The 12,873-nt window shown below is 64.4% G+C and carries 14 protein-coding genes and 1 tRNA gene; 8 read left to right on the forward strand and 7 right to left on the reverse strand.

Annotated features, from left to right (window positions below):
• Positions 1 to 4: 4 nt before the first annotated feature.
• Both ACRVYW_RS01955 and ACRVYW_RS01960 read left to right on the forward strand, forming a co-directional pair.
• Positions 5 to 334 carry a helix-turn-helix domain-containing protein gene (locus ACRVYW_RS01955; protein ID WP_431801167.1) on the forward strand — a complete coding sequence of 110 codons (330 nt, stop codon included), beginning with the start codon at positions 5 to 7 and terminating at the stop codon, positions 332 to 334.
• Entirely contained in the window at positions 331 to 2,298 is a 1,968-nt protein-coding gene (locus ACRVYW_RS01960; RefSeq protein ID WP_431801169.1) for a hypothetical protein, read from the forward strand. Before ACRVYW_RS01955 ends, ACRVYW_RS01960 begins: the two co-directional genes overlap by 4 nt.
• Positions 2,299 to 2,365: 67 nt before the next feature.
• Here ACRVYW_RS01960 and ACRVYW_RS01965 read toward each other — a convergent pair whose 3' ends face one another.
• The 3 genes from ACRVYW_RS01965 to ACRVYW_RS01975 all read right to left on the reverse strand — a co-directional run bounded on the left by ACRVYW_RS01965 (position 2,366) and on the right by ACRVYW_RS01975 (position 5,975).
• Entirely contained in the window at positions 2,366 to 3,283 is a 918-nt protein-coding gene (locus ACRVYW_RS01965) for a hypothetical protein (RefSeq protein ID WP_431801171.1), read from the reverse strand.
• A complete protein-coding gene (locus ACRVYW_RS01970; protein ID WP_431801173.1) occupies positions 3,280 to 4,851 on the reverse strand; it encodes an HsdM family class I SAM-dependent methyltransferase in 1,572 nt (523 codons plus the stop codon). Before ACRVYW_RS01970 ends, ACRVYW_RS01965 begins: the two co-directional genes overlap by 4 nt.
• A 452-nt stretch (positions 4,852 to 5,303) precedes the next feature.
• Positions 5,304 to 5,975: a winged helix-turn-helix transcriptional regulator gene (locus tag ACRVYW_RS01975; protein ID WP_431801175.1), complete on the reverse strand. Its 672-nt coding sequence runs from the start codon at positions 5,973 to 5,975 to the stop codon at positions 5,304 to 5,306.
• Positions 5,976 to 6,044: 69 nt separating this feature from the next.
• Between ACRVYW_RS01975 and ACRVYW_RS01980 the strand changes: the two genes are divergently transcribed.
• Positions 6,045 to 6,431 (forward strand): hypothetical protein, encoded by a 387-nt coding sequence (locus tag ACRVYW_RS01980; RefSeq protein WP_048544915.1) that lies wholly within the window; start codon positions 6,045 to 6,047, stop codon positions 6,429 to 6,431.
• Positions 6,428 to 6,760, forward strand: coding sequence for a TfoX/Sxy family protein (locus ACRVYW_RS01985; protein WP_147051082.1), 333 nt, complete (start codon positions 6,428 to 6,430; stop codon positions 6,758 to 6,760). Before ACRVYW_RS01980 ends, ACRVYW_RS01985 begins: the two co-directional genes overlap by 4 nt.
• A gap of 232 nt (positions 6,761 to 6,992) precedes the next feature.
• Here the strand turns inward: ACRVYW_RS01985 and ACRVYW_RS01990 are convergent, their stop codons facing one another.
• Entirely contained in the window at positions 6,993 to 7,652 is a 660-nt protein-coding gene (locus ACRVYW_RS01990; protein WP_431801177.1) for a hypothetical protein, read from the reverse strand.
• 962 nt (positions 7,653 to 8,614) lie between these two features.
• Between ACRVYW_RS01990 and ACRVYW_RS01995 the strand changes: the two genes are divergently transcribed.
• Entirely contained in the window at positions 8,615 to 8,890 is a 276-nt protein-coding gene (locus ACRVYW_RS01995) for a helix-turn-helix domain-containing protein (protein WP_431801179.1), read from the forward strand.
• Here the strand turns inward: ACRVYW_RS01995 and ACRVYW_RS02000 are convergent.
• Together ACRVYW_RS02000 and ACRVYW_RS02005 are read right to left on the reverse strand one after the other, a co-directional pair.
• Positions 8,856 to 9,473 (reverse strand): recombinase family protein, encoded by a 618-nt coding sequence (locus ACRVYW_RS02000; protein ID WP_431801181.1) that lies wholly within the window; start codon positions 9,471 to 9,473, stop codon positions 8,856 to 8,858. The genes ACRVYW_RS01995 and ACRVYW_RS02000 overlap by 35 nt on opposite strands.
• On the reverse strand, positions 9,430 to 10,026 hold the full coding sequence (locus ACRVYW_RS02005) for an ATPase, T2SS/T4P/T4SS family (RefSeq protein ID WP_431801183.1): 597 nt from the start codon (positions 10,024 to 10,026) through the stop codon (positions 9,430 to 9,432). Before ACRVYW_RS02005 ends, ACRVYW_RS02000 begins: the two co-directional genes overlap by 44 nt.
• Before the next feature lie 106 nt (positions 10,027 to 10,132).
• On the opposite strand from ACRVYW_RS02005, the gene ACRVYW_RS02010 reads away from it, so the two are divergent.
• From ACRVYW_RS02010 to ACRVYW_RS02020, 3 genes are all read left to right on the forward strand, one after another.
• Entirely contained in the window at positions 10,133 to 10,987 is an 855-nt protein-coding gene (locus ACRVYW_RS02010) for a formate/nitrite transporter family protein (protein WP_431801185.1), read from the forward strand.
• Positions 10,988 to 10,996: 9 nt separating this feature from the next.
• Positions 10,997 to 11,078: transfer RNA gene (locus tag ACRVYW_RS02015), tRNA-Leu, on the forward strand.
• 125 nt (positions 11,079 to 11,203) lie between these two features.
• The gene (locus ACRVYW_RS02020; protein ID WP_431801187.1) at positions 11,204 to 12,034 is read left to right on the forward strand and encodes a DedA family protein; all 831 of its coding nucleotides are present in this window, start codon (positions 11,204 to 11,206) and stop codon (positions 12,032 to 12,034) included.
• Here ACRVYW_RS02020 and ACRVYW_RS02025 read toward each other — a convergent pair whose 3' ends face one another.
• Entirely contained in the window at positions 12,035 to 12,847 is an 813-nt protein-coding gene (locus ACRVYW_RS02025) for a Ku protein (RefSeq protein ID WP_431801189.1), read from the reverse strand.
• Positions 12,848 to 12,873 lie beyond the last annotated feature (26 nt).

Here is a 12,873-nt window from a genome sequence, read left to right on the forward strand (position 1 = left end):
AGCGATGCGCACAATCGAGACCACCTGGCACCTTCGTGAGTTGATGTCACAGCAACGCATGTTTCAGACGACAGCGCTGCAGCCGCTGCTCGCGGAGCGTGGAGTACGGCTCTCACGTGAACAGGTGTACCGGCTCGTCGCCCACACTCCGCAGCGTCTCAACATCGAAGTGCTCGGCGCGCTATGCGACATCCTCAACTGCTCCCCCGCAGATCTCATCAGCGTCCGGGCGAAGGAAGCGCTCGTCGCTGTAAATGACGGCGAGCAGACACGAACTCCGATCGGCAGCCTCCGGCCCCCACGAGCGGAGCTGCGCGATCCCGGCGCCTCATGACGGATCCCAACCCACCGTGGCGGGCGCTGATACTCGAATGCGTCTCGCTACTCGAACCGGTGGTCACGGACGTGACCGAGCAACAGCTGTTCCACGCATGCCTCGAAGTCACTAGCACCAGTCTCTACAGCGCGCAGAAGCTCAAGAAGTCCCTCACCGCGCTGCCTCCCAATCGCATCTTCGACAACGTCGAGGCCGAGCCCTGCGTTCAACGCCTTGCGATCGCGATCTGCAAGTACGGGCACTCAACGATGGCGCTCCTGCCACGATGCCCCGGCTGTGGGGACCGCGGGCTAGTCTCAGGGGTTCGCGGAAGCGAAGCGAGACTCTGCGTCGCGTGCAAGCGCGGGAGGGCTCCAGAAACCTGCTTCGCCTGCGGCGATCGTCGGCGCGTGCACGCCCGGCTCGGCCGGATCCCCTACTGCGAGGACTGCTGGACTCGCGCAGCGTTCACGAAGCTGTCGCAGCGTATCCCGCGACCGTGCCGCAAGTGCGGAGCAACCACGCGCTCCGGCGAACTCTGCCCGGCCTGCAACAAGCGACCCAGCGGCTACTGCGAGATGTGCAACATGGAGAAGAAGCACATCCGGCTGCTCCCGACCCGGACGGTGTGCGAGTCCTGCGTGCAAATGGCGATCCGCTACCCAAAGAAGTGCGATCGATGCAACCGCCCCGCCGTGTGCTTGTTCGGCCGATTCCCTGAGTGGCTGTGCGCGTCGTGCGTCGGATTCGGCAAGCCGTTCGCCTGCGCAGGCTGCGGACACGAAGACGCCGGGAGGCAAGGCAAGCGCTGCTTCAAGTGTAAGAAGCCCGCAGCGATCGACCGAATCCTCGGGCCAGACCTCGAGCGATTCGAGCCGCTCCGGCGACTCATCGATCGCCCCGGAATCCACGCGAGAGCCGTCGTCGAATGGTGCGAGGCAAGCCAAGCCGCCGACATCCTCCGACGCATGACCCACGGCGAGATCCCCGCGACACTCGAAGCACTCGACGCTATGCGCGCATCACGTGCAACCCGCCAAATCCGCGCGCTCCTCATCGAATCCGGACTGGACGAAGACGACAACCCGGACCTCGGCCAGTACCGCCGATGGTCACAGATCCACCTGCAGGAAATCGCGAGCACGAGCGATCGTCTACTACTGCAGACCTTTTCTCGATGGCATCTGGAGCGAAGACTCGAGGAATACGCACCCCGGACGCGCGGCGCCGACAACGGTCGCTACCGCCGCGCCCGCGACGAACTCATCCGCGCAACAGAGGCGGTTGGAACTCTCAGGAACGCCGGGAAGTCCCTCCAGCAGGCGACTCAACACGACGTCGACGAGCTCCTCGCCGGCCGGCCCTACCCGCGTCGGCTACTTGTCGGGTTCCTCCGGTGGGCACACGAGAACACTCCCGTGACCTACGAGAAACCGTCATTCCCGCGCCGCAATGCGCCGCACGCGAACATGAGCGCCAGCGAGCGGTCGAGGCATATTGCACGCCTTCTGAACGACCAGGCGATTCCGCTCGCGACCCGAGTCGGCGGACTATTCGTCATCGCGCTGGGCCAAACGCTCGCGCGCACCGTGGCCCTGCGGACCACCGCTCTCGCGCGCACGGACGGCAACTGGAAGGTCACATTTGGCCGCGAGCAGCTGACCATCCCCGCCGGAATGAGTGCCCTGCTGGCAACCCAAATCCGACGAGCGCACGAAACGCGCGTGGGCACGGAGCCATGGCTCTTCGTCGGGTACGCACCGGGCCAACACTTGACCTCGGGAGCACTCGGCTCGGCGCTCAATCGCGTCGGCATCAACGCTACTCAAGCCCGAAATGCCGCACTCCGAGACTTCGCTCAAGAGGTCCCCGCGCGCGTCATTGCGGACCTACTTGGTCTCTCCCCGGGCTCAGCAGAGCGGTGGGCGCAGGTCTCCGGACGCACATGGAGCAGCTACCCCGCCATGCGAGCTGCCACCTAGAGGATCAGTCGTCCAGAGTTGTCATTTGGAGTACTGAGGGTGAGGAACCAACGATGACGTTGGCTAACTAGTCGTCGTCGACAACGCCGAGATATACATGATGGATTCCGTCGCGCGCGAGTTCACGGGTGAACTCGGTCCGCAGCTTTTCGATGCCCTGGTAGTAGTCACGGAATGCCTTCGACACCCGGCCTGCCGCCTTTGAGTCTGTAGGCCAGGGAATATTGATCTCCAGATAGCGCCGCCCGACGTCCTCGCGGTTGGTCTGCATGAACACCACCCGGTCCCACTGTGACCGAACTGAGTTCAGAGAGAGCGCCCACATCAGGAAGAAGTTGTCCGCCGGCGCGAGATCTGCGGCCCGGAGGATCAGGACCTCCTTTGTCACGACGATGTCCTGCTGGCCGGGCATCAGCATGGCGAAGTCACCGATGTTCTTACTCGCGCGAACCGGGGTGATCAGATCGAACGGACGCAAGCCCGAACTCTCGCCTCGCCAGAATCGCTCCGCGACGACTAGAGGAACCATGTTGGTCGGGTTGATGTTCACCTGGCCGGCGCGAATATCCGAGACTTTGATGTATGGGAAGGTTCCGTCGCGTACATCTGCTGAGGGTGATCCGTGACCGGGGCGCGCGAGAATGAGCTTGTCCTCGATCAAGCTGCCAAGCGAGCGCACTTCGAAGCCGTCATAGCCGGGCTTACGAAGCAGATCACTTAGCTCTGCTGTGTGCCGATCGTTGTAGTAGCTGGGAACAGCGAGCGAGAAGTCGTCGTTCGGGATCCACCGTGAAGTAGCCCCGGTACGTTCACCCAGCAAAGCCTCCACGTCTGCAGCGACCTTGTCGTCGACAGTCGCAGTGCGCTTGCCAGTGGTGGAGTCGATCGCGAACAACGTGTTGCCATCCTTGTTGATACCGACAGTGTCGGCGAAGGATACGAAGACTTCTCCATCTCGGAACCAGCTTGGCTTGTGAACCATCATGCGACCTTTTCCATCACGTAGAGGTTGGTCTTGGCGCGGCAGAAACCTTGGAACGCCTCCATCGGAATGTTAACCACCCCTCGCAGGGCGAATCGGGCGTTGATCCAGTCGCGGAGGTAGGCGTAGCTGGATGAGAAGAAGTACGTCTCAGGGAGAATGATGCCGAGGCGCCCCCCGTGACGAAGCAGGCGATACGAACGCTCGAGAAACACGAGCCCCAGCTCGAGGTCCTTGTACTTATCGCCTCCGGCGGCCTTTGAGAGGGTGTACTTGTTGACTTCGCAGTCCTTGGCCGCAATCTTGAGGTTCTCGCCGAACGGGGGGTTGGTTAGCACGACCGTAAATGCCCCATCGCGCATTGCGGTGCGGAGGTGGGGATAGTCGGTCGCCCATCGATCCTCCCGCAGAGAGTCACCGATGTGGATATTGACCGAGCCGTCGCCGAGGACCATCATCATTGCGCGGGTGAGCTTGATGTTGATGCTGTCCTTGTCCACGCCATACACCTGTCGGTGCGCCCACGTTCGCACGTCAGCATCTGAGCCGATTCGGGTCGAGACGTCCCGGAATGCCTCGATCAGAAAGCCGCCTGTGCCGCAAGCAGGGTCAATGATCTGATCATCCGGCTGGATGTCCAAGATTCGGACGGCCGCTCGAACAACCCTGTCGGGAGTGAAGTACTGGCCCTCGCCGGCCTTCAGGTTCGCCCGACGGAAGACTTGAAATGCCGAGCTGACGGCTTCGGCTCCGACCTCGAGCATGTTCCAGCCTGACCACGCGTACACGATTTCCTTGATCGTGTGGTCGTCGAGGAGCAGTTGCGGCGCCTGCTCCTCGCGGAACACCTCCTGGCGACGTTCGACAAGCTGATCAAACTCGTCCCGGATGTGCGAAGCGGTTTCTGCTTCGGTAGCACGAAGCTGAAACATCAGCGGCTTGCTCCTGACGAGCTTTCCGTTGGTGTCCGACTCGAGCTTGAGAAGCAGAAGGTTGCACAGCTGGTCGAGTTGCATCTCAGACCGAGTAACGACGGAGTCGCGCGCGACAACCAGGTCAAGAAGTGCCTTGAACGAGACCCTCAGGTCGGACTCTGTAGGTACGGTGAGGTCGCGCCATGTCAGAGCGCGACCACTTGCCTGTTCGAAGTCATCTCCCGGCGTCGGGAGTCGAAGTTCGTCGTGCTTCGTGGTCTTGAACTTGCCATCGGGCAGCTTCCAAACGGTTGCCGACTTCGTGCCGTTCGTCCATACGCCGAATCTCGCACGCGGTTCACGGGCGAGATAGATCTCGAGCTGTGAGACACCTTCGGAGAGAGTCGGCTTCTTGAATTCGAACAGGCCCAGCACGTTCTGCCAGTCGGTCGGCGCCTCTGTGTCCTCGAAGAGCACGAGATCGACGGGCCAGCCCGAGAAGCCATGCCCGCCTTCCCTTCGCGCCGCGTCGCTAGGGCTTTGGGGGACGCGCCACTCCGGCTGCCACTGAATCTGCCGCTCGTCCCAGCCGAGTACGCGCAGCGCCTCCGCTACGGGCAAGCGCACCTGCAGATGCTCGGGGCCTGTGAGCGCCATGAATCTCCCTTATCGAAGGCAGGCGTGCCGATCGCGCGCCTTTCCGCAAAGCTCTACGTTACTGGCGCCAACAGACATTGCTGCCTCAATTGGCGTTCCCCCATTGCGACGGTGGCCGTTGCGGGGAGCGCTCGCGACGCGTCGCGGATCCAACCGTCTCGCAAACCCGTCTCAACAGATATCCGGATGAGGGAGCGGCAAGTGAGACAGCGCCTACGGCAGACGGCGTCGACCCGTCATGTGACAACGCCCTTCCGTGGTTGGCCTTTGGCCGCAGGAAGTTCTCGAGCGTGAAGCCTTCACCAACAGTTGGCGACCCAGTGCGCAGGTCAGCAAGCGGAGCGATCGCGCGAGGAGCTTCCATCCCGCAAGAGAACCGCGCCTGAGCGTTTTCGTCGCACCGGCCGGAGGTTCAGATCAACACTTGAGCCGTGGTCAGGCGCCGACCTGGTCTAGATGTACTGACCGGAGACATTAGTTGACGCGGGCGGGGGCGGTGGGAGCACTCGCGTCAAGGTTGCGGCATCACCAGCGACATGCACACCTTGGGCGATAGCAATGGGTAGGGGCATTGCGCCTTGCAGGAGGGCAACCAGGATCGGCCCCGGCCCTGTTATCGCCGCCAGGGGGCTGGCGTCGCGCCGACAGGGGGCCACCGTGATGGTGCCTCCGGCTGCGGTGAGGTCGAAGCCGTCGTCGAAGGTGCCGAACCGGATGACGACCGCGGGATCATCCGGTCGGTGATCCTTGAGGAGGAAGCGAGCTGGCTGGCTGAGCCAATGCATTTGGAAGATCGCGTCGCTCGGCGCATCCGGAACTGTCGGGGCACCCCACCTCAAAAGCTCACGCAGCACTCCGTCCAAGGCCCGGCCGCGGTCGGTGAGCTGGTATGTCGGCGTGCCCGAGGTGCCTGATGAGGGCTCGCGAATCACGACACCGTTCGTCTCGAGGTCCCGCAGGCGTTGGGTGAGCAGGTTCGTCGCAATGCCAGGCAGGCCGCGCTGCACTTCACCAAAGCGCAGTTCACCCCCGATCAGGAGCTCCCTCACGATCAGGAGAGTCCACCGGTCGCCGACGACATCCAGCGCGCGGGCGATCGAGCAGAGCTGACCGTAGGACTTCACGTGACCCCCTTGACTTTCTCAAGTATCTGCTTGAAAGTATCAAGCACCATTGTCACACCAAGGAGAGTCATGCCTGCCACGCTGTCTTCCGAAGCGCCACAGGTCCTCAAGGACTACTACCGGATCCTCGAGTCCGGCACCGATGACTACCAGGACGGGGCCACCCTGCGGCCCCTGCTTGGCGACCACCTCGACTTCACCGGCTCCCTCGCTGGACATCTCCCCGATGCGACCGAGGGCTTCCTGATCGGCGTAGCCGGCTTCATCGGGACGGTCCAGGAGATCGAGATCATCCATGACGTGCACAGTCCTCACGGATCGGCCGTGCTCTACACCGCAACCATGCCCGGCGGCCCGATGACCTTCGCGGAGTTCTTCACCTTCGACGGCGGGCGCATCACGTCCTTGAACCTGCACTACAGCGGACCCGAGTACATCGAAAAGGGCGGGCGATGACGGCCCAGAAGGACCTTGTCGAGCGGGTACGTGAAGCGCTAAGTGACCGCGACCCTCGCGAGGTGCCGATGTTCGGCGGCGTGTCCTTCATGGTCGAGGGACGCATGGTCGTCGCCGCGCGCCGGGATGGAGCGCTCCTGCTACGCATTGATCCCACGGCCGCGAAGGATCTGCTCGCGCGCCCCGGCTGCCACCCCGCGCTGATGGGGACAGACCGCCCCATGGGCGACGGCTGGATCAGCGTTGAGCAGGCTGCCCTCCAGGGGGCCGGGCTCGATGCCTGGCTCGAGCCGGCACTCTCCTTCCACGAAGCGCAAGACGCCAAGTAGAGCACCCTCCCCACCCCCATTCATCGGTGGCCGGCCGCAAACGCGGCCGGCCACCGATCTATTTCAGGAGACACCTTGAGCCATCGCAATGCCGCACTGACCCCACGCCATCGGAAGGTCTTCGAAGACAGACAGCCGATTCGCGTACTCGTACTGATTCCCGACTGGGAGATCGTCGGGTCGTGGCAGTGCCCGAACCAACGTGGGGTCGGGCCGCGTCCGCTTACGCGAGTCAGGCGACACTGTGGGAGCTGCCAAGCTCGTCATCAGGCTCGACAATGCGCTTCTGAAGCTCCAGCCACTGGCGCAGGTCGATGATCGGGTTCGACTCCGGCACGATGCTCAACTGCCAGTCGTCGAGCCGTACCGAGTTGGCGTCGGCGAGTCGTTTGGTGAAGTCCACAGCCAAGTCCACCAGTGCGGCGGACTGCTCGACCGAGAACTCGACTCTTATGCCGCCCTCAACGGAGTCATCCTTGATAGCGTCCAGGGCTGCAATTAGGCGGTCAAGGACGGCCGCGGTCAAGGTGCCCTCCTGGATCGCTCCAAGGTAAGCAGCTAGCGCCTCGTTGTACTCCACGACAGAGGCCGGCACCTCGGGCTCAGCTGGCTTCTTGCTCTTTGCGACAGCCCATATCGCAACAGAGCCAACGGCAATCACCGTGGCGGTTCCGAGTCCGATGAGCACCTTCGGGTTCTTGAGCGCCGCCCCGATGGCGAGCGTGGCGCCGCCCTCTGGACCAAGCTCCTTGATAGGAGGTGCGACCTCCTTGAGGTGCATGATGATTTTCGTTCCATCTCGCACCACGCTTCCAAAGCGCATGTACTCGCCCGATAGGAGCCCCGCGAGGATGTCGTCTGGAATCTCATAGGCGACAGGAACGACCGTCATCTTCTCCCCGTTTCCCAATCAGCAGATGGCGCTGAGTGTAGCGGCCTTGACACAAGCAAGTACTGAAGAAACTCGCGACCAACGCTGGTGGGCCAGTTGCTCTTTCTGAGGCCCGACCCGGCGAAAACGAGCGGCTTTTCGCCCGATCCAGCCACGTGCTACGGCGCTCTGGGGAACCCTCGCCGCACCACGCCGTGGCCGTCCTTCGACGCGTCGACGCCGTGGACCCGACCGACCGAACTGCGACGGCCGCGCTCGACCTGGAGCCTCGCGAAGCTCACGTGGCACTCCCCGATGCATGACACAACCGGACGACTGAAGCGCGCACAGGTCGCACGGCCACGCGCGTTGAGCCCGGATGCTTCGTGCGGCCTAGCTTTCACACGCTCCATGCTGACGGCGGTCTACGCACTCCGCGCCCTCCGGCAAGGATGACACCTACCGTTGCCTGCACATCCCTTGAGCTGGCCAGGGCAAGCACCAGCGCGCGCATGACATCGGTTCGCGGCACCCGCGCAACGCCAACTTGGTTGGCAACCTCGTCGGCGTACCGCGCCAAGTAGTCGTACAGCGGCTGAGCGACATCGAACACCACTCGTGCTGTCACCGGCGGATCCGCTGCGCACGAGCCGACGTCGGTATCGTCTCGCACCGATCCCTGCGTCCGCCGGTTTGGGCGTCTAGCGCGCGGGGGCGGCTGCGGCATTGGATTCAACTGACGCTCGCCTGCGCCCGAGGGCGGTGGGGCTACGCCCGCGACACTCGCGCAAAGCTCGACCAGCACCTTGTCACCTAGGCAGATACGCACCGCGCCGGCTTGGTCAGCGGCGACCGTGATCACTGCTGGGCTCGATCCGTTCTCTTGCGTCATCGGACGCATCAGCCTCACTCTCCGACGCAAGAATTCACGATGCATAACTAGTAGGGCTGACTTTAGTGCACTATTGCATGGGAATGGTCTGGTGCCGGTCCCCGCCTCTCAAACGACTCCTGAGCAGCGCTCCGCGTGGAAGGAGGCGCGAACTCTGGTCGGTCACGCAGTGCGCACCGCGCGGCTGAGTGCAGGACTCACGCAGGAGGCACTCGCGCTGGAATCCGGCGTGACAAGAAACATGCTGATTCACCTTGAGCACGGTGACCGCGGGATCAGCTTCGAGCGTCTATACGATCTCGCGAACGCGCTCGGGATCGAACCCGCCCACCTCATGCCCGCTCCCGAGCGGAATCCCGATCAGTGACGCCCTCCGTCGTCCTCGCCCGCTCGAGCTCGCGATAGACCGTCGCACGCGAGATGCCGAACAGCTCGCAGATCTCCTGCACTGAGTGAGTTTGCTTCGCGTGTAAGTCCACCAGCAAGGCTCGCTGACTTCGCGTTAGTTTCGGCGCTCGACCACGTAAGCGCCCCTTCGCCCGAGCAACCGCCATGCCTTCGCGCGTCCGTGCCCGGATCAGGTCGGATTCGAACTCAGCCACCATCGCGAGGACGTTGAACAACAGACGACCGATCGGATCGTGCGGGTTGTGCACACTGGTTCCTATCTGAAGCACGACGCCTCGAACCGTCAGATCCTCAACGATCTCCGAGGCGTCCCGAACCGATCGGGCAAGACGATCAAGTTTCGTCACAACTAGGACGTCCCCGTCACGAACGGCAGCAAGCGCCTCCCTTAGTCCTGGGCGGTCACGCGTCGCCCCCGATAGGCCGTGATCGACATAGATCCGATCAGGATCCACGCCAAGGGTGGCAAGCTCGCGACGCTGAACTTCAAGGTCTTGCTCAGCCGTCGAACAACGCGCGTAGCCCACCCGCAAGGCGCTCACGATGAACGCTCCAGGACGGGGACGGCCACGAACTGTGCCCGATCGAATATGGAACTCTGCCAGTATCGGGGATCGCGACGTGAAGACGGGACCCGTCCGGCAGCGACGCGTCGACGAACGGCTGGCTCAAGTCGATGCGCCGTCCGGTGGCGTGGAGCATCCGCTCGACGAGGTCGCGCACCGTGTCCTCGGTCAATCGCAGGGCGACGCGCTCGCTGCGTCCCGCCCGGGCGACGAAGACGGTCGCGGGATCGTTGATCCAGATCTCCTCGACCTCGGGGTCGTCGAGGAGCGCCTGGAGCGGTCCGTACCCGGACACGCGGGCGAGGACGTCGCGTACGCATCCCGACTCGTCATCGATGACCTCGAGACCCCGCGCGAGGGCGAAGTCGTTGTGGCGGCGCACCTCGGCGAGCGCGATCTGGCGGGCCCGTTCGGGCGTGCGCAGCGGGTCGGCCTCTTCGCCGCGCAGACGCTCGCGCACGCGCTCGGCGACGGCCTGGACGGCGGATGCCGCGGCGGCAGATGCGGGCGGGGGGACGGTGAGGCTCACCCCGGCATCCTGACAATGTCGCCGCCCGCCGCGCCGGAGTTATCCACAGCCTGGACGCCCGGCGGCCCTTGACGCTGTGGTCTGACCACAGGTAGACTGACGGATCGTGCTGACGATACCCGAGACCCTCGACGTGCAGGCGGATGCCGCCGTGCACAAGGCCGACGCGCTGCGCTCGCCGGGGCGCTTCCTGCTGTCGGGCATGCTCGCCGGAGCCTACATCGGCGTCGGCGTGATCCTCATGGTCTCCACCGCAGGCCCCCTGATCGCTGCGGGCGACGGTCTCGCAAAACTCGTGAGCGGTCTCGTCTTCGGCGTCGCGCTGACTCTCGTGGTGTTCGCGGGCGCCGACCTCGTCACCTCGGCGATGATGACGCTCCCCCAGGGCGCGCTCATGCGCGCCGTCACGCCGTGGCGCGCGGCGGGGACGATCGCCGCGACCTTCGTCGCGAACCTCCTCGGCGCCCTCGTCTTCGCCGGACTCATCGTCGCGTCGGGCGTGCTGCACTCCAACGCCCCCGCCGGGAAGATGCTCTCCGACATGCTCGCCGCAAAGGCGCAGGAGGGCCCCGTCGAGCTGTTCGTCCGCGGCATCCTCTGCAACCTGCTCGTTTGCCTCGCCATCTGGATGTGCGCGCGCGTGCGTTCCGACGTCGCGAAGATCCTCCTCATCTTCGCCGCGATCCTCGCGTTCATCTCGTCGGGCTTCGAGCACGTCGTCGCCAATATGACGACCTACGGAGTCGGGCTCTTCTCCGGCGACCCGAATGCCACGTGGGCACTGTTCGGCACCAACCTCCTCTGGGTCGGACTCGGAAACCTCGTGGGCGGAGCCGTCTTCGTGGGCCTCGGATACTGGATCATCGGCGGATCGCCGCGCCGCGCCCGCGCCGCCGCGGCGACGAGCACGACCGCGAGCACGACCGCGACCGAGATGCGCGACAGCGCCCCGGTAGACTGAGCACTCCTCGCGGGAGTGGTGAAATCGGCAGACACGCAGGATTTAGGTTCCTGTGCCTTCGGGCGTGTGGGTTCAAGTCCCACCTTCCGCACGGCGTGACCCCTGTGAATATCACGGACGGTCACGGCGCTCGCACAGGGATGAATCGGGGCCGCTCAGGCTACGCTCGAAGCGTCTGCGTCGCAGACCCTACCCCTGCAGACCGATGGGACCCTCGTGCACTCTCTGGCCCTCATCCCGTGGCTCGATCCCGAGAACATCATTAGCGCCGCCGGTCCCTGGGCGCTCGCCGTGGTGTGTTTCATCATCTTCGCCGAGACGGGCCTGCTCGTCGGGTTCCTCCTCCCGGGCGACACGCTCCTCATCATCTCGGGCCTGCTCACCCACACGAACGACATCTTCGGCGTCAACATCTGGGTCGTGTGCACGCTCATCGCCCTCGCCGCGTTCGCGGGAGGCGAGGTCGGCTACCTCATCGGGCACAAGGGCGGGCCGGCGGTGTTCGAACGCAAGGAATCGGGTCTGTTCAGCCGCAAGAACGTCGAGCGCACGAACGCGTTCTTCGAGCGTTACGGAGGCCTGACGGTCATCCTCGCCCGCTTCGTCCCGATCGTCCGAACGTTCGCGCCGGTCGCCGCGGGCGTCGGGCACATGCCGTGGCGCCGCTACTCGCTCTACAACCTCATCGGCGCATTCCTGTGGGGCTTCGGGCTCACCATGATCGGCTACCTCATCGCCTACATCCCGTGGGTTGCCGACCTCGTGACGAAGTACATCGACCTGATCCTCCTCGCCGCCGTCGGCGGCACCGCGCTCATCACGCTCTGGCACTACCTCTCCGAGCGCCGCAAGGTGAAGAACGAGGTCGCGGAAGGCGAAGCGATCGCGGACGACGCCGAGGCCGTCGCCGCGCTCGCGCTCGACCCCGAAGCATTCGAGGCAGCGCCGGAGGTCCACCGCGTCGCTCCCGAGGTCTTCACGGAACAGGACATGTTCGCCGAACAAGATGACGCCCCACGACCGGCCCCGCAGGGCGACGACCGCTGATCAGGACGCCGCGCCCTCCCGCGCCGCGCGACTGCGCTCGACGCTCGCCTTGAGCGCCGCCATGAGGTCGATGACCTCTTCCCCGGCATCCTTCTTCTCCGCCTGGTCACCGAACGTCTCGGACGTGTCGAGCGCGTCGCCCTTGTCGAGCTTCGCGTCGATGAGGGTCCTGAGCTCCTGCTGGTACTCGTCGACGAACTCGTCCGGATCGAAATCGCTCGAGAAGCTCTCCACGAGGGATGCCGACAGCTCCAGCTCCTTGGCGGAGATCTTCACCGGTTCGTCGAGCGAGGGGAAGGATGCCTCACGCACCTCGTCGGCCCACAGGAGCGTCTGGAGCACGAGGACGTCGCCGCGCACGCGGAGGGCGGCGAGGCGCGTCTTCTGGCGGAGCGAGAACCGCACGATCGCCGTGCGGTCGGTCTGCTCGAGCGTCTTCCGCAGGAGGACGTATGCCTTCGGCGACGTCGAATCGGGCTCGAGGTAGTACGCCTTGTCGAGCGTGAGCAGATCGATCTGGTCGCTCGGGACGAACTCGACCACCTCGATCTCGCGACTCTTCTCTGCGGGCAGCGAAGCGATGTCCTCGGCGGTGAGCACGACGGTGCGCTCACCGTCGTCGTACGCCTTGTCGATCTCGGCGTAGGGCACGACCTCACCGTCGAGCTCGCAGATGCGCTGGTAGCGGATGCGCCCGCCGTCGGCTGCGTGCACCTGATGCAGCGGAACATCGTGGTCTTCAGTTGCCGAGTACACCTTCACCGGCACGTTGACGAGTCCGAACGTGAGCGCACCCTTCCAGATCGTTCTCATGCTCCCAGTGAACACCGGCTGCGCGG

Source organism: Microbacterium sp. bgisy203 (genome assembly GCF_965345155.1).
Taxonomy (GTDB): Bacteria; Actinomycetota; Actinomycetes; order Actinomycetales; family Microbacteriaceae; genus Microbacterium.